This window comes from Brucella sp. LJL56, assembly GCF_054871705.1.
In genome coordinates this window covers 374128-399301 of the sequence record NZ_JBTXLQ010000001.1, presented here as the reverse complement: position 1 = coordinate 399301, position 25174 = coordinate 374128, and the positions used below count along the sequence as shown (strand labels likewise).

Sequence of the window (25174 nt, the reverse complement as noted above, 5' to 3'; positions counted from 1 at the left end):
CCGGAAAAGCAGGACTAGAGCATGTCTCCCGAAAGTGGGAACCGGTTTCGGGAGACATGCGTAAAAACAAATATCTGGAGCGCCGATCTGATTCAATCAGATCGAAATGCGCTCTAAAAGCCCGGCGTAAGCCTGACAGGACAGACCATGAATATCTTTGCAGATTTCGACGCACGTATCAAAAAGACGTTGCAAGATATTGATCTGAAATCGAAAGACGGTGGCGAACTTGATCTTTCGCGCATCGGTGTCGAGCCACCGCGAGATGCTTCCCATGGCGATATCGCAACCAATGCTGCAATGGTGCTCTCCAAGGCTGTTGGTGAAAACCCGCGTGAACTTGCCGCTCGGATAGCTGAAGCTCTTGCCTCGGATGAAGATGTCGAAACTGTCGATGTTGCGGGTCCGGGCTTCATCAATCTGCGTCTCAAGGCCGCTTATTGGCAGCGTGAACTCTCGGCGATGCTGAATGAGGGTACTGATTTTGGTCGTTCCAAGCTTGGTTCCGGCTTGAAGGTGAATGTCGAGTATGTTTCGGCAAACCCCACCGGCCCGATGCATGTCGGCCATTGCCGCGGTGCGGTTGTGGGCGATGTTCTGGCAAATCTGCTGAAATTCGCAGGCTATGATGTGGTCAAGGAATACTACATCAACGACGCCGGGGCGCAGATTGATGTGCTGGCGCGTTCCGCGATGCTGCGTTATCGCGAAGCGCTAGGCGAGAATATCGGTGAGATTCCGGCTGGTCTTTACCCCGGCGACTATCTCGTTCCGGTCGGGCAGGAGCTTGCCAAGGAATTCGGGAAGAAGCTTCTGGAAATACCGGAAGCCGAAGCACTCGCTCTCGTAAAGGATCGCACGATTGACGCCATGATGGCGATGATCCGTGCCGATCTCGATGCGCTCAATGTGCATCATGATGTGTTCTTCTCCGAGCGGAAGCTGCATGTGGATCACGCACGGGCGATTCGCAATGCAATCAACGATCTGACGCTCAAGGGCCATGTTTATAAGGGCAAGCTTCCGCCTCCAAAGGGCCAGCTTCCGGAAGATTGGGAAGACCGGGAGCAGACATTGTTCCGTTCGACGGAAGTGGGCGACGATATTGACCGTCCGCTGATGAAGTCCGATGGCGCTTTCACTTATTTTGCCGGCGACGTCGCGTATTTCAAGGACAAGTACGACCGTGGCTTCAACGAGATGATCTATGTGCTGGGTGCCGACCACGGTGGCTATGTCAAGCGTCTGGAAGCGGTCGCGAGAGCCGTTTCCGACGGCAAGGCCAAGCTGACAGTGCTGCTCTGCCAGCTCGTCAAGCTGTTCCGTGATGGCGAACCTGTGCGCATGTCGAAGCGGTCGGGCGAGTTCATAACGTTGCGCGAGGTCGTGGATGAAGTCGGCCGCGACCCGGTTCGTTTCATGATGCTTTACCGGAAGAACGACGCGCCGCTGGATTTCGATTTTGCCAAGGTGACCGAGCAGTCGAAGGACAACCCGATCTTCTACGTGCAATATGCTTCGGCGCGTTGTCACTCGGTTTTCCGGCAGGCTGCCGATCAACTTGGGCTTGCCGATCTGGACCGAGTCGGCATGGCTGCGCATTTCAACAAGCTGACCGATGAAAGCGAAATTGCACTCGTTCGAAAGCTTGCGGAATATCCGCGTCTGATCGAGGCTGCGGCCGTCCATCAGGAGCCGCATCGGCTTGCATTCTACCTTTATGACCTCGCCAGCGCGTTCCATTCGCAGTGGAATAGAGGCACAGAGAACCCGGACTTACGTTTTATTAAGGTTAACGATCCAGACTTGTCACTAGCCAGGCTAGGGCTGGTACAGGTTGTTTCCGATGTACTGCGTTCCGGATTGACGATAATCGGTGCGGACGCTCCAACGGAAATGCGCTAGAGTATAGTTTGAAGGTGAAAGCCTTTGAGACGGATTATACTCGAAGATTGGTCACCGCAGTGAGCGAGCCGCGAAATGCGGGTCGAGATGTTTTCGGTGACCACTCGGCTGTCACGAAGCTGTTCAGGTCGAAAGACTGATTGAAGGCAAAAGTTGGCAAGTCGAACAGGTGGGAGGCCATAATGAACGCAAGTCATTGGTCTTCCTTCTGGCGCAGGAAACTTCCGTCAACTTTTGCCCACATTGCCTCGCTAAAAAGCAATGTATGGAGACGTCTTGCGACGTCCAGGGTTTGAGTTAGGAACACGTTATGACGGACAGCAGTGCAAATCCCCGTAATTACGGCGAGCGTCCGTTGCACGAAGACGATCCGCTGATGGAATTGTCACGGATCATGGACTTCGGCACGCCTGCTGATGATAACGTCGCTTGGAACGAGCGTCGCCCCACTCACTTCGAGGATAACCGGACAGATCCCGGCTTCGATCCAGCGCTGGATCTGGAACGCGAGCTGCTCGGTGACTTCAATGATTATTCTCAGCCTGCGGACCAGTCACAGTTCGAAGCAGCACCCACGCGCGATGATTCTTACCCGGCGGGCGAAACTCTGATACATGAGGAAGAACTTGCGTCCGCTCTGGAAGACGAACTCGATCTTCAGATGAGCGAGGATGAGCAGGCGCCAGCTTTGGAAACGCCTTCGTTCGAAACATTGGAGTTCGAAGAGACGGACCGCACCGAGCCTGTACCGCAATTCGATTACAACGATTACTCGGCTGCACGCGATTCGAACGATGAGGGTTACGCTGCATCGGCGATCTACAGCCGCCGGGAAACCGTTGAGCCAGTACATATCGATCAGACTGACTACGATCCGACGATCTATCAGCGCGCCATAGAGCCGCATGAAGAGGCTTACCAGCCTGCACGCGAGCACGACTGGAATGTTCAGGCCGTAGAACCCGTTGAGCAGTCCTATGCCGCTGTCACGGCACCCGTTTCGCTTGAGGACGAGCTGGAGAATCTCCTTTTCGGAGACGAGCCACAGCCAGTATCTCACGACGCGACGTACTTCTCACACGTTGCGCCTGCCGCAGCGGCAAATGTCCAGCATGATGCGGCGTCGGTGCAGAATCATGTTTATCAGGATGAGCCAGAGCTGGCAGACCTGCATTTCGACGATTTGCAGCTCGATGAGCAGGCTTATGATAATGGACCTCAGTCTGCCGCACCAGTTGCGCCAGTTGAAACTTACGCGCCCCAGACGGTTCCTGCGGGTTACCCGTATTACACGCGGAGCAATTTCTCCTCGGAAGCTTCAGGACAAGACACGGTCGCGACAACGCCGCAGGCTGATTATGCGCCTGTTGCAGGCTCAGCGTCCTCTCATGACGATGAGGACGATTTCTCGTTCGATGACGACTTTTCGTTCGACATTGAAGACACTGCAGTAGCTGCCGAAGGAACAGAGGACGATCTTCCCGAAATGGCTGAGATCAGCCTTTCGGAAGATGATTTTGGTTTTGAACCGTCGGGCGATGTTTCCAAAATTCAGGATGAGAATGCCTTCGGCGAAGATGATTTCTTTACGGAAGACGATCTCGATCTGAGTACGGAAACTGAAGAGGAAACTGCTGCCTACGCGCATGCGGTGCGTTCGGACGACGATTATCGATCATCACCGGCTTCGTTCTCGCAGTTCGGAAGTACCCATACGGCTGCGGTCAGTGCCCCGGCACCCGAAGTCGAAACATTAAGTGTGGCCGAAGAGAAGGTCGAGCAGACGCATTCCCTCGATCTGCCTGAAGTAAGCTACGGCGAAGAAGAGCCCAATGCTGGTCTGACTGATCTTGAAGCGGAATTCGCGGAGGTCTTCAACACGGTCGGCGCGGATGATTCGGCGAAATCCGACGCGCAGAGCGAGGCTGACAGGGCTTTTGAGGATATATTCCGTGAAAGCGCTTCAAGCTATCTGCCAAACTCCGGTGCCACCCTTGGCGCCGCTGTCGGTGCTGCTGCAATGGGCGTTGGTGCTGCCGCATCTGCGGGAGCATATGGCCGCTCGCTGGCAACGCCTCAGGCGCCAGCGCAGCCAAAAGCTTCCAACCCATTGGGTAATGAAGACGATTTCTACAACCATTGGGCGGCCCAGGGTGCGCAGACCTTTGAAGGCGGCGACTACGGTGAACGCGCTGCGATGCAGCCGGAAGATGATCTTGGCAGTGCTGCCGAGGCCTATCGCAATCGTCCCGTCCGTGGCCGCCGTGGCCTTATTCTGGCCAGTGTAGCCGGCGTGGCAGTGCTTCTTGGCGGAATCGGCTATCATTTCATCGGAGGAAGCGGTTCCGGTGAGCCGGTTGTGATTCGCGCTGACAATCAGCCGATCAAGATGCAGCCGGAAAATCCGGGCGGCGCAACGGTGCCGAACCAGGACAAGGCCGTTTATGATCGCGTTGCTGGTACCTTGCCGAATAATCCGGAACAAAAGTCCCTGATTACTTCCGGTGAAGAACCGGTGGACATTTCGGGTACGGATGACAGCGAGAACATGGCGGACAATACGCCAGATGAACAGCCCGTGGCGAATAATGCTCCGGCCGAGAATCAAAATACGAACCACAATGCGCCGTTGGTTCAGCCGCGCGAAGTGGAAACCATGATTGTTCGTCCGGATGGCTCTATCGTGCAGCCATCTCCTGCTCCGCAGGAAACGGCCTCGCAACTGCCTCCTGCGAACACCCCGCAGCCGGCCGCACCTGCTGGCGGTGATGAAATCGGCGCACTGGCGGCTGGCAACATACCTGCAGAACCGGTCGCGCAAGCACCAGCACCAGCATCGGCACCGACACCTCAGGCACAACCGCCTCAGCCTGCTGCGGAAGCTCCACGTCTTCCGGCCCGCGCTCCGGTGGTACCGTCACGGCCTGCTGAACAGCCGGTCAATATCGTCGGCAATGTTCCGCAGCGTACGCAGGCACCGGCAGCAGCGAGTTCAGCCGCTGCCACGGCTGCGCCACAGGTTGCATCGGCAGCAGGGGCAGGCGGCTACTTCATCCAGATCGCATCGCAGCCATCAGCCGAGCTGGCACAGAAGTCCTATGCCAATATGGCCCAGAAATATGGCAGCGTGATCGGTGGCCGTAGCGTCGACATCAAGCGTGCCGACATTCCGGGCAAGGGCACCTACTATCGTGTCCGCGTTCAGGGCGGTTCCAAGGAAGATGCATCCGCACTTTGCGGACGCCTCAAGTCTGCGGGCGGTAGCTGCTTCGTGACGCAGTAATTTATCAGAGACTGATTATTGAAAGGGCGGCTTCGGTCGCCCTTTTTCATGGTCCACTACCAAGCCCTGATTTTTTCGGCTAAACCGAAACAGGGCTTGAGTACAGCATTTCCAGACGATTTGAAGGACGAGCGCATGAAAGAGTGCAAGGCATGGATTGCCGGTGTGTCAGGAACGAAACTTACTCAGGACGAAATTGCGTTCTTTCGGGATGAAAGACCCTGGGGCTTCATTCTTTTTGCGCGCAATGTTGAAAGTCTGGAACAGGTTTCGGAGCTGACGGCGCACATGCGCGACCTGACGGGCAGGGACCAAACACCTGTTTTCATCGACCAGGAAGGTGGCCGTGTGCAGCGCCTTCGCCCGCCGCTTGTTCCAAACTATCCTTCGGCCTCGGAAATCGGTGCGATCTATGCGCATGATCGCGAAGCTGGTCTGCGCGCTGCGTGGCTTCATGCTCGCCTCCATGCATTCGATCTGCTGAAGGTTGGCGTCAATGTAGACTGCCTGCCGGTCCTCGACGTGCCAGTCGAAGGCGCTCATGATGTCATTGGTGCGCGAGCCTATTCCAAGAACCCGCATGCGGTTGCGGAAATGGGGCGAGCTGCTGCGGAGGGCTTGCTTGCCGGTGGTTTGTTGCCCGTAGTCAAGCATATGCCGGGACATGGCCGCGCGTTTGCCGACACGCACAAGGAATTGGCCCGCGTCACCGTTCCATTGAACGAACTGGTTGCGCATGATTTTGTGCCATTCAAGGCGCTCAACGATCTGCCGATGGCAATGACAGCGCATGTCGTGTTCGATTGCATCGACCCGCAGCGTCCATCGACATTGTCGCCGACTGTCATCAACACGATCATTCGCGATGTCATCCAGTTCGACGGTCTCGTCATGAGCGACGACATTTCCATGAAGGCGCTCTCGGGCGGACTTGGCGACATTGCAGACGGCATCATCGGTGCCGGTTGCGACGTGGTTCTCTATTGTGCTGGCGTGATGGACGAACTGAAGCAGGTTGCAGCGCGTGTGCCGGTTCTTGAGGGCAAGGCGAAGCGCCGTGCCGATCTGGCGGAAGTCTATGCGGGCGATCCCGATCTTTCCGATGAAGACGAACTGCGTGCAGAATTCAACGCCATGTTCGAACTGATAGCGTAATCGTCAAAACTTGGTAAACTGAGATGGTCGGCGGGCTGATCCGCCGGCGATCTTGTCAGCAGGGAAACGGGTTTGGCGGCATCGGGAGCAGACGCAGACGGCAAAGACGGCACGCTCGTGCCGATGGATGCGCTGTGGCAAGGTGATCCCGAGCGCAGCGAAAGCGAACCGTCTCTTCTCATCGATGTGCAGGGGTTCGAAGGCCCGCTTGATCTGCTGCTCCATCTTGCTCGAAGCCAGCGCGTCGATCTTGCCCGCATCTCCGTTCTGGCGCTCGCGGAGCAATATCTGGAATTCGTGGAAAAGGCACGCGTGTTGAGCCTTGAACTTGCAGCCGATTATCTCGTCATGGCTGCCTGGCTCGCCTATCTCAAGTCGAAGCTGCTGATCCCGAAGCAACAGGGTGATGACGGAGCAACAGGCGAAGAATTGGCAGCTTCGCTGCACTATCGCTTGAAGAGGCTTGAAGCCATGCGCGATGCGGCGGCAAAGCTCGTCAATCGCAATCGGCTGGGGCGGGACGTCTTTGCGCGCGGCATGCCGGAAATGGTCATGGTGGACAGGACCAGCCAGTTTTCCGCGACCTTGTACGACCTTCTTACAGCCTATGCTTCACAGCGGCAGCGGCAGGCCGTGTCGCAGGTGCAAATCGCCAAGCGGGCAGTCTGGTCGCTGAAAGAAGCACGGGTGGCGCTTGTGCGTTTGATGGGAACGGTTGGAGACTGGGTTTCTCTCGACCGTTTCCTGATCGACTATGCGCTTTCACCACGCGAGAGGGCCTCGGCACTTGCGAGTTCCTTTGCCGCCAGTCTTGAACTTGTGCGCGAAGGTAAGCTGGAAGTCAGGCAAAACGCTCCTTTCGAGCCGATCTATATCAGGGCGACGGTAGATATCAGCGAATTGGATGAGGACGAGGATGTCTGAGGCGGAACGTCAAAATCTGGCTGAAATTGATAGCGATGATTATCTGATGGATGAAGAAGCTTCCGTCTCGACGCAGGGGCTCGCTGAACTCGCACGTATTGTGGAAGCCATCGTTTTCGCATCTTCCGAACCCGTTTCCGAGCGCGCATTGGCGGAACGTCTGCCTGCCAATGTGGAGGTTGCTCCTGTTTTGAAACATTTGCAGAAAATATATGAAACGCGCGGCGTGCATCTTGTTCAGGTTGGCGGTGCATGGGCGTTTCGCACCGCGCCCGATCTCGCATTTCTCATGAGCCGCGAAGCTGTCCAGCAGCGCAAACTGTCTCGCGCCGCGATGGAAGTGCTGGCCGTCATTGCCTATCACCAGCCGGTCACGCGCGCCGAGCTGGAAGACATTCGCGGTGTCGAGACCTCGAAGGGCACACTTGACGTCCTTATGGAGACGGGCTGGATCAAGCTGCGCGGCCGCCGCCGTACACCGGGTCGTCCGGTCACTTACGGAACAACGGAGTCTTTTCTTGACCATTTCGGCCTTCCGGAAATCCGGGACTTGCCCGGACTGGAAGAGCTGCGTGGGGCAGGGCTTCTATCCGCACGCATGCCATCAAGTTTTGCAGTTCCGGTGCCGAATTTAGACCCGGATGAGCTGACCGAAGATGAAGAGCCGCTCGAAGATATAGATCTGGAAAGCCTTGGCTTGCTCGCCCCACGCGGTGAATAGTCTCACCCCGGTCTTTGGAGCCAATTTTATTTGTAGCAAAGCCGTTCACCGTCATACTTCTGTTTGAAAGATTTGTTGAAAGCGCTTAAATCGTAATTGGCATTGCAGGAACATGCCGCGCATTCGCGGCAATGAGAGGAATGAAATGGGTAGCTTTTCCATCTGGCACTGGCTGATCGTTCTGGCGGTTGTCCTTCTTCTGTTTGGCCGCGGCAAGATTCCCGAGCTGATGGGTGATGTTGCCAAGGGCATCAAGAACTTCAAGCAGGGCATGTCCGACGAAGACGCCAAGGATGAAGCCAAGGATTCGGGCCGTACGATCGACGCCAAGGCTGACGAAACTGTCAACGACGTCAAGAAAACCACCAAGTCCTGATCTAACGGATAAAGCATGCTGCGTGCACGGAAACGCGCGCAGCATATTTTGCCATTTACAAGTGCGGTTTTCCGCCGAAAGACGGGACGCGCGCGCGAATTGCGCGGGGTATCAAGAATATGTTCGACATCGGTTGGTCTGAACTTCTGATTATTGCGATCGTGATGATCGTAGTGGTCGGTCCCAAGGATTTGCCGAAAATGCTGAGGGCATTCGGCAAGGCAACCGCGCGCATGCGCGCTACCGCCAACGAGTTCAAGCAGCAGTTCGACGAGGCCTTGAAAGAGGCGGAGCTTGAGGACGTCAAGAACATCATTGATGAAACCCGCAAGCTCGACCCGCGTTCAAAGATTACGCAGGTATTCGATCCGATTCGAAGCGCAGGCGAGGATTTACGCTCTGGCCTTCAGTCCACGTCTTCCATGTCTCCGGCGACTCCTGAAAAAGCCGCTGAAGTGACGACACCCGTCGATGCTGGTGGCAAACTGGTGCCCCCTGCTGCGGAGCCGCTGACGGAAAAAACCGAAGCGCCCCAAAAGGCGGCGCGCAAGACGGCACCCAAGGCACAGAGCAAAGCGACCGAAGCCCGCGCAGCTAAAACGAAGGCTGCGCCAAAGGCAGCTTCTGTCGCAAAACCTGCTCCCAAGAAGCCCGTTGCAGCTAAATCGGAAACGGCAAAGGCCGAAACGGCCAGGACCGCTGCCGCACCTGCCAAGAAGACCACGAAAAAGACAGGAACCAAAGCGTGAAACGCGACGAGGACGAAATCGAACAGAGCGCAGCGCCTCTGCTTGAGCACCTGATCGAGCTACGCCGCCGCCTGATCTGGGCAATTCTGGCATTTTTCGTGGCATTCATATTCTGTTTCGCTTTCGCCAAACAGCTCTTCAACCTGCTTGTCGTGCCATACCAATGGGCGCTCGACTGGGCGGGTATGGATCGCTCGAAAGCAGAACTGATCTATACTGCCCCGCAGGAATTCTTCTTCACACAGGTGAAGGTGGCGATGTTCGGCGGCATCGTGCTGGCATTTCCAATCATTGCCGCGCAGATCTACAAATTTGTGGCGCCCGGCCTCTACAAGCATGAGCGCATGGCGTTCCTGCCGTTCCTGATCGCATCGCCGATCCTGTTTTTGACCGGGGGCGCGCTCGTCTACTTCTTCTTCACGCCGATGGTGATGTGGTTCTTCCTCGCAATGCAGCAAACAGGCGGCAGCGGCGAAGTGCAGATATCGCTTTTGCCGAAAGTCTCGGAATATCTGAGCCTCATCATGACGCTCATCTTTGCTTTCGGTCTGGTCTTCCAGCTACCGGTGGTCACGAGCCTCATGGCCCGTGTCGGTCTGGTGACCTCGGCTGGTCTGAAGGACAAGCGCAAATATGCAATCGTCATCGCCTTCATCGTTGCGGCGGTCCTGACGCCGCCTGATCCGGCGAGCCAGATCGGCCTTGCCTTGCCGACGATCCTTCTCTACGAGATTTCAATCATCGTGGCTCGCATGATCGAGAAGAAACGGGATGAGGCGCAGGAATCCGCTGACGCCGAGAACGACGCTTCATCGTCCTGATTTGTCACTCTGATTCTATGAGGTCGCAATTCCATGCGGCCTCGCTTCTGTTCAATTTCAAGAAACGGCTTTTCCCATGCTCGACATCAAATGGATTCGCGAAAACCCTGAAACCCTCGACAAAGCGCTCGCCAAGCGCGGGGCTCAGTCGCTGTCGTCCGAATTGATGGCGCTGGATGAAAAACGCCGCGAGTATGTCGGCAAGGTTCAGGCCGCCCAGGAGCGTCGCAACGCCGCTTCGAAGGAAATCGGCAAGGCCATGGCTGCAAAGGATGCGGCGACGGCTGACAAGCTGAAGGCGGAAGTTGCCGAGTTGAAGGATTTTCTTGCGCAGGCCGAGGATGAAGAACGTCGCCTGACCAGGGAACTGAACGACGCGCTGTCGACCATCCCCAATATTCCGCTGGAAGACGTGCCGCTCGGCAAGGACGAAAGCGACAATGTCGAAGTTCGTCGTATCGGCAACCAGCGCAATTTTTCCTTCCAGCCGAAGGAACATTTCGAGCTTGGCGAAGCGCTCGGCTATATGGATTTCGAGCGCGCCGCAAAGCTCGCGGGTTCGCGCTTTACGGTTTTGAAGGGGCCGCTTGCGCGTCTCGAGCGGGCGCTTGGTCAGTTTATGCTCGACCTCCACACCATGGAGCACGGTTTTACCGAAACGATGCCGCCCCTGATGGTGCGCGACGAAGCTGTCTATGGGACCGGCCAGCTACCGAAATTCTCCGAAGATCTTTTCCGCACGACGGACGGCCGCTGGCTCATCCCGACCGCCGAAGTTCCGCTGACCAATCTGGTTGCCGACGAGATCGTCGACACCAAATCGCTTCCGCAGCGCTATACGGCGCTGACCCCGTGCTTTCGTTCGGAAGCGGGATCTGCCGGTCGCGACACGCGCGGGATGCTGCGTCAGCACCAGTTCCTGAAAGTGGAAATGGTGTCGATCACGGATGCCGACAGCTCGATCGAAGAGCATGAACGCATGACTGCCTGTGCGGAAGAAGTGCTGAAACGCCTCGGTCTGCCTTTTCGTACTGTGGTGCTCTGCACCGGCGACATGGGCTTCGGTGCGCAGAAGACTTACGATATTGAGGTGTGGCTGCCTGGCCAGAACACCTACCGCGAAATCTCGAGCTGCTCGGTCTGCGGTGATTTCCAGGGTCGTCGCATGAATGCCCGCTATCGTCCAGAAGGCGAGAAATCGACCCGTTTCGTCCATACGCTGAACGGCTCGGGGGTCGCAGTCGGTCGCGCCCTGATTGCCGTCATGGAAAATTATCAGGAAGAGGATGGCAGCATTCATATTCCTGAAGCATTGCAGCCATACATGGGCGGCCTCACGCGGATTGAGAAAGCTGCGTGAATTAAACTACCGATAGCCACAATGAAGGAGTGACGACGTGCGAATTCTGCTGACGAACGATGATGGTATCCACGCTGAAGGCCTCGCAGTTCTGGAGCGGATCGCACGCAAGCTTTCCGACGACGTTTGGGTCGTCGCTCCGGAAACCGATCAGAGTGGCCTCGCGCATTCGCTGACGCTGTCGGAACCGCTCCGTCTACGCCAGATCGATGATCGCCATTTCGCATTGCGCGGTACGCCGACCGATTGCGTCATCATGGGTGTGCGTCATGTTCTGCCGGGGGCGCCTGATCTCGTCCTCTCCGGCGTCAATTCCGGGGCGAACATGGCCGACGACGTAACCTATTCGGGCACCGTCGCCGGTGCGATGGAAGGAACCTTGCTCGGTGTGCGAGCCATCGCACTGTCGCAAGAATATGAATATGAGGGTGATCGCCGCATTGTGCCGTGGGAAACGGCTGAAGCCCACGCTCCAGACCTTATCAAAAAGCTGATGGAGGCAGGCTGGCCGGAAGGGGTGCTTCTAAACCTGAATTTCCCGAATTGCGGTCCTGAAGAAGTGAAGGGTGTGCGCGTCACGGCGCAGGGCAAGCTTAGCCATGATGCGCGCCTCGACGAGCGCCGGGATGGGCGTGGTTTCCCGTATTTCTGGTTGCATTTTGGTCGCGGCAAGGCTCCGGTAGCAGACGACAGCGACATCGCTGCCATTCGTTCCGACTGCATTTCAGTCACTCCGTTGCACCTTGATCTGACCGCGCATAAGGTTCGGGCGGAGTTGAGCGCAGCACTTGGGGTTGAAGCATGAGGCAGGCGACGTCTGAGCGCCCACGGCTTTCGGACAGAGAAGGATTTGCATCCTTCGTTATGCGAATGCGCGGATATGGAATTGACGATCCGCGTCTTTTTGCAGCCGTTGAAGCGACGCCACGCCAAAGCTTCCTCGCATCATCATGGTCGCATCTTGCCTATAGTTCACGGACTGCGCCGCTTGACTGCGGCGAGTATATGGAAGGCATCGACGACCAGATTCGGGCCATCGCTGCACTCAAGCTGGAGCCCGGTCATCGTGTGCTCGAGATTGGAACCGGCTCCGGATTTACAGCGGCGGTTATGTCTTCGCTCGTCGGACGTGTCACAACCGTCGAGCGCTATCGCAAGCTCTGCGATCACGCCCTCCAGCAATTCGTTTCGCTGAAGCGCGAAAACATCATGGTCAAACATGCCGATGGTCGCCATGGAATGCCGGGCGGCCCCTTTGACCGTATTCTGATCTGGCTCGCATTCGAGGACGTGCCACGGCATTTCGTCGATCTTCTGGCAACGCATGGTGTGCTGATAGCTCCAATCGGACCAGGAGATGGCCAGCAGGTCATGACCCGCATAGCCAAGGTTGGCAGCCGATTCGAGCAAGAGGACCTGATGTCGGTCCGCTATCAGCCATTTGTCGAAGGTGTTTCGTCCGTTCTGTGACCGACATGCGTATCGATTCGTCGAAATGAAGGCTATCGGGCTCGCTCAGCATAGTCGGCGGGGGCGGACTGGCTGCTTTGTGCGCTTATGGTATTTAATTGGTGAATCTTTTTTCGAAGATTTGCCGTTCTTAACCAGAGAGTAACATTAACGCGTTTTAATCACCTTACTGAGTTTCGAGTATGGGCGAGTTGAACATGCGTTTACAAATTTTGCAGCACACGTCTGAACGTCTCCTGCGGAATGTCGCGATCGTTCTGATTGCCGGTTTTGGTGCCGGGTGCAGTGCGGATACGATGCGCTTCACTGATGGTATCAGTACGGGATCGACGTCCAGTCAGCGTGTCGCACAGCAGCCGACAGGCGATCTTTATGCATCCGCGGCTCCCGTAGCCCCCGCTTCAAGCGGTTCCGTTCAGCGCAATTCGTTGCCTCCGGTATCTTCTGCGCCGATGGCAGCGCCTGTGGCGGCAGCACGACAGTCGGTTCAGGCTCCGGTCGCAGCGGCATCCAATAACATTCAGAATCAGGTCGGGCAGGCGCAGGACATGGCCGCAAACCGTGTGAACAACACGGTCAACGCTGCTGAAACCAAAGTCGCCAGCGCGGCAACATCTACGCGCAACACCGTGAACGGTGCGCAGGAAAAGGTTCTCGGACAGCTTCCGGCGAACCCGGCCATGCCGCGACCAACGGATAACAATATCGCAGTCGTACCGCAGGCACCTGCCGTCAACGGCAAGAAGCCTTCGGCAAACGATATGGCTTCGGCAGGCGCAAGCGCCACGACGCCACCAGCGCCGAACGGCACCTACACGGTTAAGAGCGGCGATTCGCTCTTCTCCATCGCGCAGAAGCATAACGTTCCTGTCGAGCAGTTGAAGAAGGCAAACGGCCTGTCGAACGGCGCTATCCGGGTCGGTCAGGCGCTCGTCATTCCTTCTGCCGCAGCGGGCAATGCAACGCAGGTTGCTGCAGTTTCGCAGCCGCCGGAAAACCCGGCCAAGGCAGCGGCTGCGCCGACCGCCAATGCCGATGTGAAGCCTTATACGCCGCCGCAAGCGAGCAATAAGGTGATCGAAGATGCCGAAAAGGATCAGGCGGCGGCACCTTCTTCAACCGGCATTTCGCAGATGCGTTGGCCGGTACGTGGCCGTATTCTCGCAAGCTTCGGCCAGCGTGAAGGTACATCGGTGAGTGACGGTATCGACATTATGGTTCCAGAAGGAACATCGGTTAAGGCTGCTGAAAATGGCGTCGTCATCTATGCCGGTGATGGTCTGAAGGAATTCGGCCAGACGGTTCTGATCCGCCACGACAATGGCCTCGTCACCGTTTACGGCCACAACAGCCAGATACTGGTTCAGCGTGGACAGAAAGTTCGTCGCGGCGAAGAAGTTGCAAAATCGGGCATGAGCGGCAACGCGAAATCTCCGAAGCTGCATTTCGAAGTGCGCAAGAATTCGGCTCCGGTCAATCCTAACAAGTATCTGGAATCCTGATCGAAACGTGACACAACAAAAAAGAAAGCGGGCCCAAAGCCCGCCTTCTTTTTATGGTTACTTTCGTCTTTTTACATTGCAATCCCGAGGCGACCTGCGAGATCCTGGATATATTGCCATGCAACGCGCCCTGAACGGTTTCCGCGTGTTGTGGACCACTCCAATGCTTCCGCATGCATTTTAGCTGGATCGTAAGCCAGCTTAAAATAGGCCGCGTAGCCGTCGACCATGGCAAGATAATCGTCCTGGCTGCATTTGTGGAAACCGAGCCAGAGGCCGAAACGGTCCGAAAGCGATACTTTTTCCTCTATGGCTTCCGAGGGATTGATCGCCGTCGAGCGCTCGTTGTCGATCATGTCGCGCGGCATCAGATGGCGGCGGTTCGAGGTCGCATAGAAGATCACATTGCCCGGTCGGCCTTCAACGCCGCCTTCAAGTGCGGCCTTCAGCGATTTATAGGACGTATCGTCGTGATCGAAGGAAAGATCGTCACAGAACAGAATGAACCGATAGTCTGTATCCTTGATGAGATTCATCAATGTCGGAAGACTATCGATATCCTCTCGGTGAATCTCGATCAGCTTGAGCGGATTGCGATCGGGCATTTCTGCGTTCACGCTTGCCTGTGCAGCCTTGACGAGCGAGGATTTTCCCATGCCGCGCGCTCCCCAGAGCAGCACGTTGTTTGCTGGAAATCCTTTTGCGAAACGCCGGGTATTGTCCACGAGCTGGTCACGTACCAAATCTACGCCACGGATCAGTGCGATATCCACGCGGTTCACGCGGCTGACCGGATCTAGAGTCAGGCGTTCGGGAGCCCAGACGAAACAGTCTGTGGCATCAAGATCGGGTGTTTTAGCTTCCGGCGGCGCGATGCGTTCCAGAGCGGCGATCAAACGGTCCAGTTTCTGGCTGAGTATGTCTTCGGTCGTCATTTCATGCCCCTGATGATAGGGGTAATGGCTTAACATGCCACAGCGGAGGCGAAAAGTGTGCGACCTTGGCGCAGGTGGTGTCATCGCCGGTTGCATTTGGCGCGCCAACCATTGTAATGCCCTTAATAATTTGTCTTCGAGACTTCAGAGGAGTTCCTAATGTTCGTAACACCGGCTTTCGCTCAAGCACCTGGCGGCGGCGCTTTTGGCCCAGACATGCTGATGAGCATTCTGCCGTTCATCCTGATTTTCGTGATCATGTACTTCCTTATCATCCGTCCGCAGCGGACGCAGATGAAGAAGCGCCAGGAAATGCTGACACAGGTTCGTCGCGGCGATACCGTCGTCACTGGCGGCGGCATTGTTGGCAAGGTTCAGAAGGTTGTTGATGACAACGAACTTGAAGTCGAAATCGCAGAAGGCGTTCGCATCCGTGTCATGCGCAGCACGCTGATGGATGTTCGCGTCAAGGGCGAGCCTGTCGCCGACAACAAGAACAAGTAATTCTTTTCACGACACTTCAGGCCCCGGTAAGATTTCAATAACCGGGGCCTGCGCATTATTCGGTAAACGCTACATAAGTTTTGCGTGCTACGACGCCGGAGAGCGGTTCGCAACAAGTGAACTCCGGTATGCTCTATCCAAGCTGATACGGAATTGCTGCTCTATGCTCTATTTTTCACGCTGGAAATCTGCCCTGATCTGGCTTGCGGTTCTCGTGAGTTTCGTCATCGCATCCCCTAACTTTTTCTCGCGTGAAACGCTGGCCAAGCTGCCAAATTTTCTGCCGAAGCAGCAGATCGCCCTTGGGCTTGATCTCTCCGGCGGCTCGCGACTGGTCCTGCAAGTGCAGAATGCAGGACGCGGGGAACTCGAACGCACTGCCAATATCATGCGGCAGCGTCTCGAAGAGCTTGGTTATGGCAAGCCAGTTGTAGAAGAGGAAAACCGCAATCAGATTCGGGTCGAAGTTCCCGGTGTTTATGACGCGCAGCTTCTGAAAGACATTCTGAGCGTCCGCGGCGATTTTTCTTTCCGTGCTGTCGATGGTACCATGTCACCGGATGATGCCATTCGTGGCACGCCACCGGCAGACAGTGAAATCATCTACTCCTATGACGATCCGCCTGTCGGCTATCTCGTCAAAAAACAGCCGATCCTGACTGGCGCCAATGTGACGGATGCCAAGGCGACACTTGCGGACGATGATACCGAACCTGTCATTACGCTGACTTTGGACGATGCAGGTCGCAAGAACCTTGCCGAAGCAACATCGCATCTGGTCGGTGGAAGTTTTGCTATCGTCGTCGATAACCAGATCGTTTCCGCACCTGCCGTCGATGAGAAGCTCGATACGAATGAGCTGCAGATTTCTGGCGCCTTCGATCTTCAAGCGGCCAACAACATGGCGGTTGTGCTGCGTTCCGGCGCGCTGCCGCAGAATGTTACGGTTCTGGAAGAGCGCACGATCGCATCTGCATTGGGCGAAGACTATGCCAGCGCCGCCGCACTGGCAGCGCTGCTTGCTGCACTGCTGGTCGGCCTGTTCATGGTCTTGTCCTACGGTATCCTCGGTGTGATCGCCATGATCGCACTGGCCGTCAACATCATTATCCTGACGGCGATACTGTCGCTGATCGGCGCTTCGATCAGTCTCGCCAGTATTGCCGGTCTGGTGCTGACCATAGGTCTGGCAGTCGACGCTCACATCCTGATTTACGAACGTGTGCGCGAAGACCGTCGCAAAGGCTATTCCGTGGTTCAGGCTATGGAGTCCGGATTCTATCGCGCTCTCTCGACCATTATCGACGCGAACCTCACCACACTTATTGCAGCGCTGGTTCTATTCCTGCTCGGTTCGGGAACGGTTCACGGCTTCGCATTGACGGTGGCGGTGGGTATCGGTACGACGCTCTTCACGACGCTCACCTTCACCCGCTTGGTGATCGCGCAATGGGTGCGCACAGCCAAGCCGAAGGAGGTGCCGAAGCGCCGTTTGAAGCTGGTTCCGACTGTGACGCACATCCCGTTCATGCGTCTGCAGTTCGTGACATTGGGCATCTCGGTTCTGGCCTGCGCTATCGTGGTCGCACTGTTCGTCAATATTGGTTTCAACTACGGCATCGATTTCCGTGGCGGCTCAATGGTCGAATTGCAGGCCCGCAGCGGTGACGCTAATCTTGAAGACATTACCGAGCGGCTTGCCGAGCTCAATATCGATAGCGCGCGTGTTCTGCCGGCAAAGTCGCCGCGCTCCGCTCTTGTCATTATCGGCAGTCAGGAAGTCGGAGACGATGCCGAACAAACCGTCGCCGTGAAGCTGCGCGGTGAATTCGAGCAGGATTACTCATTCCAGCGGGTCGAGGTCGTCGGACCGACGGTTTCGGAACAGCTTTCGCGCGCCGGTGTTCTGGCAGTCATTCTGTCGCTGATTGGTATCTTCATCTACGTATGGGTCCGGTTCCGCTGGCAACTCGCGCTTGGTGCAGTGCTGTCCACCTTGCACGACGTTATCATCCTCGCGGGTATGTTCATTGTTTTCCGCATGGAGTTCAATCTGTGGAGCGTCGCTGCAATCCTGACGATCATTGGGTATTCGCTCAACGATACGGTCGTGATCTACGACCGCGTGCGTGAGAATCTGCGGGTCTATAAAAGCGCGCCGTTGCCTGCCATCATTGATGCCTCGATCAACCAGACCTTGTCGCGTACGCTGCTGACCTCCTTTGTGACCTTTCTCGCGCATATTCCGCTCTATGCCTTCGGGGGCGCAGATATCCGCAGTTTCGCGCTGGCGCTGAGCGTCGGTATTATCGTTGCGAGTTATTCGTCGATCTTCATTGCCGCTCCATTGCTGGTTCAGTTTGGGCTCAAGCCGCGCGGATCAGATCGAGCAGGCGATTCCTTGGATGATGAACTGGCGCAATCGCTGAATTTGGAAAGCTGAGAATGGCTAAAGGGATAGAGATACGCGAGGCCCATTTTCCGGGCCGTGCTCCTATCGATGCCTATGGCGATGGAGGCTTCCGCTTTGCCGAGATGTCGCATCGCGGGTCGATACTTTGCCTGCCTTCTGGAATTCACGGCTGGAAACCCGCAACACCGCCAGTCCTGGCCAAAGCTGATCTGGAAATGATCCTAGAGCAGGCATCTGACATTGAGATTCTGCTGGTGGGGACGGGCATGGATTTGCGCCGCATCCCTGAAGATGTGCGCGCCATCCTGCGCGAACACCGCATTTCTTCCGATCCCATGAGCACGGGTGCAGCCGTCCGAACCTATAATGTGCTTCTGGCCGAAGATCGCGCGGTTGCGGCGGCTCTGATTGCTGTAGACTGACATCATGAACGAGAATGAGGCACATTGCCTGGCATTGCTTCGCGAAGCTGACCGGGATCGCTATCTTTCAGTGCTTTATGCACCGGAAGACCGTCGAGGCGGTCTGGCTGCGTTATACGCATTCAATGCAGAGATTGCGCGTATCCGTGATCTGGTCCACGAACCGCTACCCGGAGAAGTTCGGCTACAATGGTGGCGCGACCTCATAAACGGCGAGGCGAGGGGCAGTGCCGAAGCGCATCCCGTTGCCGCAGCGCTGATCGGCACCATTGAAAAATATGAGCTGCCGCGAACTGCTTTCGACAATTATTGCGAAGCGCGCATTTTCGATCTCTATGACGATCCCATGCCCAGCCGCAATGATCTGGAGGGCTATTGCGGTGAAACCGCATCGGCTATCATCCAGTTAGCTGGCTTTATACTCGATAGAGATGCCGCGCAGGCACAGACAGAAATTACTGGTCATGCCGGTGTGGCGCAGGCGGTGACCGGTTTACTCCGTCTTATGCCCATTCATCGGCGACGCGGGCAACTTTATGTTCCCGCTGATATGTTGCAGGCCGTCGGCGTGACTCGCGAGACCTTGATTGCTGGCGAAGACAAGGCGGCTGTTGAGCGCGTCGTCAGCATCATGCTGGCTTTCGCGCGTGAACATCTGGCGATTTTCGAGAAGAACATGCGGCAGGTACCGAAGAGCTTAGCTCCGGCGTTTCTGCCATTGGCGCTTGTCCCAGCCTATCTGCAGGCAATCGAGCGTCTGGGCGCACAAGCTGCGGAAAAGGTGGCGGATATTTCAGCCATCCGAAAGCAATGGCTCATGTTCAGAGCCAACTTCTGAGTAACCAGAACTGATAGGCTTCAGTCCACTTCGAACTGAAGCCTATCGCGATATCACTCAGCTAGTCCTAACCCCAACCCTAGCCACTGACGACAATCAGCCAGAGCACGTGCGGAAAGCGCCTGTTTTTTGGCAATAGTCTTTTCCTTGCCGCGCAGACGCTTGCCTTCCGGTTTTGGAACATCGACGGACGGGAACAGGCCGAAATTCACATTCATCGGCTGGAATGAACGCTTGCCCGGCTCATCGTCGGCAACGATGTGTCCACCTGTAATATGACCGAGCAGGGCGCCGAATGCGGTTGTTCCCGGAGGTGGCGTCAGCGTTTGTCCCAGCTTTTCTGCTGCGGTGAAACGACCTGCCAGCAATCCGATTGCAGACGATTCAACATAGCCTTCACAGCCCGTCACCTGACCGGCAAAGCGCAATGTCTCGCGTGATTTCAAGCGAAGGGTAGCATCGAGCAACACCGGAGAATTCAGATAGGTATTGCGGTGGAGGCCACCGAGACGAGCGAACTCCGCATTTTCCAGACCCGGAATCATCTTGAAGATGCCGGTCTGGGAGCCGTATTTCAGCTTCGTCTGGAAGCCGACCATGTTGTAGAGCGTGCCTAGAGCATTATCCTGACGGAGCTGCACAACGGCATATGCCTTCACGGTCGGATTGTGGGCATTGGTGAGGCCCATCGGCTTCATCGGTCCGTGACGCAAGGTTTCCGGTCCGCGTTCGGCCATCACCTCGATCGGCAGGCAGCCGTCGAAATAGGGTGTGCCTTCCCATTCCTTGAAGTCGGTCTTGTCACCTTCGACCAATGCGGCCACAAAAGCTTCATACTGCTCCTTGTCCATAGGGCAGTTGATATAGTCCTTTCCGGTGCCGCCGGGGCCAACCTTGTCATAGCGCGACTGGAACCAGCAAACATCCATATTGATCGAATCAAAATGGATGATCGGTGCGATGGCATCAAAGAAAGCCAAAGCATCCGCGCCGGTTTGCGCCTGAATGGCCTCAGCCAGTGAAGGCGCGGTCAGAGGCCCGGTGGCAACGATGGTCGTTCCCCACTCTTCCGGCGGCAGGCCGGTTACTTCTTCCCGAATGATGGTTATCAGCGGATGGGCTTCAAGCTTGGCAGTGACGGCCTGTGAAAAGCCGTCGCGGTCGACAGCCAGTGCGCCGCCAGCAGGAACCTGATGTGCGTCGGCGCAAGCCATGATGAGCGATCCGGCAAGGCGCATCTCGGCATGAAGAACGCCGACTGCATTGGTCTCGGCGTCGTCGGAGCGGAAAGAGTTGGAGCAGACAAGCTCGGCCAGATTCTCCGTCTTATGGGCATCGGTGCCGCGCACAGGGCGCATCTCGTGCAATATGACGGGCACGCCAGCCTGTGCGAGCTGCCATGCAGCTTCAGAACCGGCAAGGCCGCCGCCGACGACGTGAACGGGAGAAAGATCGGATGTGTTTGACATGGGCCATTCCCTTATCGCCTTTGTTGAACGCCTTCAATGGAGAAGGCTCGCCAAGGACGGGAATCGTGCCGCAAAAAGAAATGGCATCCGTCGCGGGAGGAGGAGCGACGGATGCCATTATGGTAAGACCGGCATTGGGAGGAGGAGAACCGGTCTTGTTATCGCAAAACCTGGGAGGAGGATGGTTCTGCGATGAACCAAGTCTGGTGGGAGGAGGATCCAGACTTGGAGAAACTTTAAAGCTCGTTAAATTAGCGAGCCTTGGTCTGGCGAGCCACGAACGGAATGTCCGCGCGGGAGATGCCAAGATCATTCAGCTCACGGGTGGAGAGCTGGCTGAGTTCATTGACGGTGTCGCGGTAACGGCGCCAGTTGTTGTAAGAGCGGATAAGGTTCATCGTGCTATTCCTTCATCGTTGAGGAACTGGAGTTCTGTTCAATTCATCTCGTTTGTTGCCTGTTGTATAAGCTATTGTTTTCGCAGGTTGCAGACCCGAGTTTGCATAGCTGCTCTGCGGGTTCTGCACGACACGTTAAATCGATTAGACTGGCAGGGCACAAAATAGCCGCAAAGCGATTTGATCCAACCCTTTGCCGGCGGCGCGGTTTCCTATATGTTCTCAACCGCTTACAGTTGCGACAGCACAACTGACAGACTGACCAGGAGCTAATTTGTCACTTTCCATTTCTGTTGAACGCCTGATCGAGAGATGGCAGCGAGACGGTCTGATCGATGCAGAAACAGCATCGAAACTGAATGCCGATCTTGAAAAACGTGCTTCGGTTTTCAGCCTTGGTTCCGTTCTGGCCACGCTTGGCGGGCTGCTTCTGGGTGCCGCAGTCATCATGCTGGTAGCTGCCAACTGGCAGGACATGCCACGTCTTATGCGTATCGGCCTCATATTTGTTCTTATATGGGGTAGCTATCTCGGCGGTGCGTGGCGGCAGTCTCGTGGTGACAAGCTGTTCCCGGCAGCACTCTATATTGTGGGGGCTGCATCGTTCGGGGCAGGGTTGGCGCTCGTGGGGCAAATGTATCATTTGTCCGGCGATATCCATTCCGCCGCAATCTACTGGTCTGTCGGCGTCCTGATTTCAGCCTTTCTTCTGCGGGCGCCCGTATTGGCGGCTTTCGGTGCGGGTGTCGCCTGTTTCTATCTTTCGACCTATGTATTCGATGGCTCGTCCTACGATGATATGACCTATCGCTGGGTCGGCCCGCTGCTTCTGCTATTTGGCGCTATGGCAGCCCTTTTCACGCGCTCGCGGCATGCGGCTCATCTATGGGCCATGTTTTCCATCGGCTGGGCTTTGCTCGTCTATTCCGAGCATGAGAGCAATACGGTATTGGTGCTTATGCTGCTCGTGGGAATCGGCCTGATACTGGCTGACGGTTTTGCCCATGTGACGCTGGAGAGACTGACTCGCTTCGCTCATCCGCTCGCGGCATACGGCCTGGCTCTCGCGCTGCTATCACTAGTTACACTTCAGCTCAACCAGATGTTCTCCTATTCCGGCGTTACCGCAAGTCTGGATCGGGACATAGTATATAGCATCTTCATATTGGCGCTTTCGGTCGGAGCCATTGCGATTGGTGGTCGGAACAACGGTGGATTGCGTTCGATAGCCTATGCCGCTTTCTCGATCGAAGTCCTCTATCTGGCCTTTCAGACGGTCGGTACTATGATCGGAACATCAGGCTTCTTCCTGACTGCCGGCATCCTCGTGCTGCTGCTGGCTGCATTTGTGCGACGTATGGAGAACCGTTTCGGACGGAAAGGCAGCGTGGAGGTTCATCCATGACCATTCGGTTCAAATGGCTTTATGTCGGGGCAACCATCACTGCATTGCTGCAAACAGGCATTCTTTATGCAGGTATCGAAAAACGCGCCTCTGTTTTGCGTTCAGGCACGGAAGTGACGCTTCAGACGGAACCGTTCGATCCGCGCGACCTGATGCGCGGCGATTATGTTGTTCTGGGTTACGAGATTTCCAGCCTGTCACGAAAAGACATTCAGGGCGTGCGTCCTGCCGGTTCGAGTACTGTTTATGTGGCGGTGAAACCCGATTCGAACGGAATAGCACGCTTTTCTCGCGCCTCATTCCACCCGTTTTCGGAGCTTGCGTCTGATGAGGTGCAGATTCGCGGCGAAGCCGTCTATTCCATCTCGGATGATCCGGAAACGAATATCCGTCTCAATTTCGGTATAGAGCGATATTATGTGCCCGAGGGGCAGGGACGCGCGATAGAAGACAGTCAGCGGGAGCGGCGGATCACCGCCGTGGTCGCTGTTGATCCGAACGGAGGGCCCGTCATCAAAGCGCTGCAGGAAGATGGACGACAGCTCTATCAGGAGCCGCTTTATTGATCCTACAATCACACACTGTTTCAAAGGGGTTGGCTGATGCGGCAGGATCGCTATATAGAGACGGGAAGGTTAGTCGGAGCGAGCGTGGTAATTCTCTGCCGGGAAGGCGGCTTTTTTCCTTTGAACCGGGAAAATTGGGTGATATAGAGACGCGCGCTTTCGAGGGCAGTTCAAGATCTGAGACGAATTCGGTGCGTTCTAAAGAATGCGCTTCGGTTCAGAAGCGGATATGGCGAAATTGGTAGACGCACCAGATTTAGGTTCTGGCGGGAGACCGTGGGGGTTCGAGTCCCTCTATCCGCACCAACTGCCATAAGGCAAAAGAATTTCTCTCCCGCGACAAGGCAAACAAGCCGGTGACGGCGGGACAATGACAAGAAGTGAAGGTTTGAACATGCAGGTTACCGAAACGCTCAATGAAGGGCTGAAGCGCGAGATTAAAGTCGTGGTTCCGGCCGGAGATCTCGAAGCCAAGCTCGCTGAGCGGCTCGATACCGCGCGCGGTCGCGCCAAGATCAACGGCTTCCGCCCAGGCAAAGTGCCAACAGCACATCTGCGCAAGACCTACGGCAAGTCCTTTATGGCTGAGATCGTGAACGAAATCCTGAGCGATTCGTCGCGCTCGATTCTCGCTGAGCGCAACGAAAAGTCTGCTACGCAGCCTGAAGTTATCTTGTCGGAAGACGAAAAAGAGGCCGAACAGGTTCTCGATGGCAAGGCTGATTTCGTTTTCTCGCTGAACTACGAAGTTCTGCCGGCAATTGAAGTCAAGGATTTCTCGAAGATCGCCGTTACCCGTGAAGTCGTTGATATTTCCGATGAGGAAGTTGACGATCAGGTCAAGCGCATCGCTTCGTCGACCCGCACCTTCGAAACCAAGAAGGGTAAGGCCGAAAACGAAGATCGCGTCACGATCGATTATCTGGGCAAGCTCGACGGTGAGCCGTTCGAAGGCGGTGCAGATAACGATGCGCAGCTCGTTCTCGGTTCGGGCCAGTTCATTCCGGGCTTTGAAGAGCAGCTCGTCGGCGTCAAGGCTGGCGACGAGAAGGTTATCAACGTAACGTTCCCTGCTGAATACGGCGCCGCTCATCTGGCTGGCAAGGAAGCTACCTTCGACATCAAGGTCAAGGAAGTTGCCAAGCCGAACGAACTCGTTCTTGATGACGAAACGGCCAAGAAGCTCGGCATCGAATCGCTTGAGCGCCTGCGTCAGGTTGTTCGCGAACAGATCGAAAGCCAGTACGGCCAGATCACCCGTCAGAAGGTAAAGCGTCAGATTCTCGACGCTCTGGACGGCGATTACCAGTTCGAAACGCCGCAGAAGCTTGTTGACGCCGAGTTCAACAACATCTGGCAGCAAATCAATTTCGACCTGCAGCAGGCTGGCCGCACGTTCGAAGACGAAGAAACCACCGAAGAAGCTGCTCGCGAAGAATATCGCAAGCTTGCTGAGCGTCGCGTGCGCCTCGGTCTGGTTCTCTCCGAAATCGGCGAAAAGGCTGGCGTTGAAGTTTCTGAAGAAGAACTGCAGCGCGCCGTTTACGATCAGGTTCGTCGCTATCCGGGTCAGGAAAAGGAAATCTACGACTTCCTGCGCAAGACGCCGGATGCCGTTGCCAACCTTCGCGCCCCGATCTTCGAAGAAAAGGTCGTTGACCATCTGCTCGCCAACATCAACGTGACCGACAAGAAGGTCTCGAAGGAAGAGCTGACGGCTGAAGACGAGGATGCTGCTTCGGAAGCAAAGCCTGCCAAGAAGGCTGCTGCGAAGAAGAAGGCCGCTCCCAAGAAGAAGGCCGATGAAGATAAGTCCGAAGAGGCTTGATCTTCGCTTCAAGCATGAATTCGGAAAGGCCGCGCATCGCGCGGCCTTTTCGTTTTGCGATCATGGAAATGGATGGCTGAAAAGCTTGCATCCGGTGGGGCTTTGCTCTAGCCAGTAAGCAATCAGTTTC

22 protein-coding genes and 1 tRNA gene are annotated in these 25174 nt (G+C 56.1%); 20 read left to right on the top strand and 3 right to left on the bottom strand.

The window, feature by feature from the left end; translation table 11 throughout:
* Nucleotides 1-147: 147 nt before the first annotated feature.
* The 12 genes from argS (at nucleotide 148) to dipM (ending at nucleotide 14266) form a co-directional block, all read left to right on the top strand.
* Nucleotides 148-1905 carry an arginine--tRNA ligase gene (argS, locus tag ACYSN1_RS01935; protein WP_461724182.1) on the top strand — a complete coding sequence of 586 codons (1758 nt, stop codon included), beginning with the start codon at nucleotides 148-150 and terminating at the stop codon, nucleotides 1903-1905.
* Nucleotides 1906-2215: 310 nt separating this feature from the next.
* On the top strand, nucleotides 2216-5188 hold the full coding sequence (locus ACYSN1_RS01930) for an SPOR domain-containing protein (RefSeq protein ID WP_461724181.1): 2973 nt from the start codon (nucleotides 2216-2218) through the stop codon (nucleotides 5186-5188).
* Nucleotides 5189-5323: 135 nt separating this feature from the next.
* The gene (gene nagZ, locus ACYSN1_RS01925) at nucleotides 5324-6343 is read left to right on the top strand and encodes a beta-N-acetylhexosaminidase (RefSeq protein ID WP_461724180.1); all 1020 of its coding nucleotides are present in this window, start codon (nucleotides 5324-5326) and stop codon (nucleotides 6341-6343) included.
* A gap of 72 nt (nucleotides 6344-6415) precedes the next feature.
* Entirely contained in the window at nucleotides 6416-7267 is an 852-nt protein-coding gene (locus ACYSN1_RS01920; protein ID WP_461724179.1) for a segregation and condensation protein A, read from the top strand.
* Nucleotides 7260-7988 carry an SMC-Scp complex subunit ScpB gene (scpB, locus tag ACYSN1_RS01915; RefSeq protein WP_461724178.1) on the top strand — a complete coding sequence of 243 codons (729 nt, stop codon included), beginning with the start codon at nucleotides 7260-7262 and terminating at the stop codon, nucleotides 7986-7988. Before ACYSN1_RS01920 ends, scpB begins: the two co-directional genes overlap by 8 nt.
* Nucleotides 7989-8133: 145 nt before the next feature.
* Nucleotides 8134-8364: a twin-arginine translocase TatA/TatE family subunit gene (locus tag ACYSN1_RS01910; protein ID WP_140019623.1), complete on the top strand. Its 231-nt coding sequence runs from the start codon at nucleotides 8134-8136 to the stop codon at nucleotides 8362-8364.
* A gap of 119 nt (nucleotides 8365-8483) precedes the next feature.
* A complete protein-coding gene (gene tatB, locus ACYSN1_RS01905; protein ID WP_461724177.1) occupies nucleotides 8484-9113 on the top strand; it encodes a Sec-independent protein translocase protein TatB in 630 nt (209 codons plus the stop codon).
* Nucleotides 9110-9934, top strand: a complete 825-nt coding sequence (tatC, locus tag ACYSN1_RS01900) for a twin-arginine translocase subunit TatC (RefSeq protein ID WP_461724176.1) — start codon at nucleotides 9110-9112, stop codon at nucleotides 9932-9934. The genes tatB and tatC overlap by 4 nt, the downstream gene beginning before the upstream one ends.
* Before the next feature lie 76 nt (nucleotides 9935-10010).
* Nucleotides 10011-11294 (top strand): serine--tRNA ligase, encoded by a 1284-nt coding sequence (gene serS, locus ACYSN1_RS01895; protein WP_461724175.1) that lies wholly within the window; start codon nucleotides 10011-10013, stop codon nucleotides 11292-11294.
* Between the two features lie 37 nt (nucleotides 11295-11331).
* The gene (gene surE / locus ACYSN1_RS01890) at nucleotides 11332-12099 is read left to right on the top strand and encodes a 5'/3'-nucleotidase SurE (protein ID WP_461724174.1); all 768 of its coding nucleotides are present in this window, start codon (nucleotides 11332-11334) and stop codon (nucleotides 12097-12099) included.
* Nucleotides 12096-12764: a protein-L-isoaspartate(D-aspartate) O-methyltransferase gene (locus tag ACYSN1_RS01885; RefSeq protein ID WP_461724173.1), complete on the top strand. Its 669-nt coding sequence runs from the start codon at nucleotides 12096-12098 to the stop codon at nucleotides 12762-12764. The genes surE and ACYSN1_RS01885 overlap by 4 nt, the downstream gene beginning before the upstream one ends.
* A 182-nt stretch (nucleotides 12765-12946) precedes the next feature.
* On the top strand, nucleotides 12947-14266 hold the full coding sequence (gene dipM / locus ACYSN1_RS01880; RefSeq protein WP_461724172.1) for a cell division endopeptidase DipM: 1320 nt from the start codon (nucleotides 12947-12949) through the stop codon (nucleotides 14264-14266).
* 71 nt (nucleotides 14267-14337) lie between these two features.
* On the opposite strand, the gene ACYSN1_RS01875 is transcribed toward dipM, so the two are convergent.
* Nucleotides 14338-15201, bottom strand: a complete 864-nt coding sequence (locus tag ACYSN1_RS01875) for an ATP-binding protein (protein WP_461724171.1) — start codon at nucleotides 15199-15201, stop codon at nucleotides 14338-14340.
* Between the two features lie 159 nt (nucleotides 15202-15360).
* Between ACYSN1_RS01875 and yajC the strand changes: the two genes are divergently transcribed.
* The 4 genes from yajC (at nucleotide 15361) to ACYSN1_RS01855 (ending at nucleotide 19378) form a co-directional block, all read left to right on the top strand.
* Nucleotides 15361-15705 (top strand): preprotein translocase subunit YajC, encoded by a 345-nt coding sequence (gene yajC / locus ACYSN1_RS01870; RefSeq protein WP_105541707.1) that lies wholly within the window; start codon nucleotides 15361-15363, stop codon nucleotides 15703-15705.
* Nucleotides 15706-15868: 163 nt separating this feature from the next.
* Nucleotides 15869-18148: a protein translocase subunit SecDF gene (gene secDF, locus ACYSN1_RS01865; RefSeq protein ID WP_461724170.1), complete on the top strand. Its 2280-nt coding sequence runs from the start codon at nucleotides 15869-15871 to the stop codon at nucleotides 18146-18148.
* Between the two features lie 2 nt (nucleotides 18149-18150).
* A complete protein-coding gene (locus ACYSN1_RS01860) occupies nucleotides 18151-18540 on the top strand; it encodes an Mth938-like domain-containing protein (protein WP_105541709.1) in 390 nt (129 codons plus the stop codon).
* 4 nt (nucleotides 18541-18544) lie between these two features.
* Nucleotides 18545-19378 (top strand): phytoene/squalene synthase family protein, encoded by an 834-nt coding sequence (locus ACYSN1_RS01855; protein ID WP_461724169.1) that lies wholly within the window; start codon nucleotides 18545-18547, stop codon nucleotides 19376-19378.
* A 53-nt stretch (nucleotides 19379-19431) separates the two neighbouring features.
* Here the strand turns inward: ACYSN1_RS01855 and trmFO are convergent, their stop codons facing one another.
* The gene (trmFO, locus tag ACYSN1_RS01850; protein ID WP_461724168.1) at nucleotides 19432-20847 is read right to left on the bottom strand and encodes a methylenetetrahydrofolate--tRNA-(uracil(54)-C(5))-methyltransferase (FADH(2)-oxidizing) TrmFO; all 1416 of its coding nucleotides are present in this window, start codon (nucleotides 20845-20847) and stop codon (nucleotides 19432-19434) included.
* Between the two features lie 251 nt (nucleotides 20848-21098).
* A complete protein-coding gene (locus ACYSN1_RS01845) occupies nucleotides 21099-21245 on the bottom strand; it encodes a DUF1127 domain-containing protein (RefSeq protein ID WP_461724167.1) in 147 nt (48 codons plus the stop codon).
* Between the two features lie 274 nt (nucleotides 21246-21519).
* Here ACYSN1_RS01845 and ACYSN1_RS01840 point away from each other — a divergent pair, with 274 nt between their 5' ends.
* The 4 genes from ACYSN1_RS01840 (at nucleotide 21520) to tig (ending at nucleotide 25044) form a co-directional block, all read left to right on the top strand.
* The gene (locus tag ACYSN1_RS01840; RefSeq protein WP_461724166.1) at nucleotides 21520-22650 is read left to right on the top strand and encodes a DUF2157 domain-containing protein; all 1131 of its coding nucleotides are present in this window, start codon (nucleotides 21520-21522) and stop codon (nucleotides 22648-22650) included.
* Nucleotides 22647-23216 (top strand): GDYXXLXY domain-containing protein, encoded by a 570-nt coding sequence (locus ACYSN1_RS01835; RefSeq protein WP_461724165.1) that lies wholly within the window; start codon nucleotides 22647-22649, stop codon nucleotides 23214-23216. Before ACYSN1_RS01840 ends, ACYSN1_RS01835 begins: the two co-directional genes overlap by 4 nt.
* A 223-nt stretch (nucleotides 23217-23439) precedes the next feature.
* A tRNA-Leu gene (locus ACYSN1_RS01830) sits at nucleotides 23440-23522 on the top strand.
* An 88-nt stretch (nucleotides 23523-23610) separates the two neighbouring features.
* Nucleotides 23611-25044, top strand: a complete 1434-nt coding sequence (tig, locus tag ACYSN1_RS01825) for a trigger factor (protein ID WP_268898982.1) — start codon at nucleotides 23611-23613, stop codon at nucleotides 25042-25044.
* The last annotated feature ends 130 nt before the right edge of the window (nucleotides 25045-25174 follow it).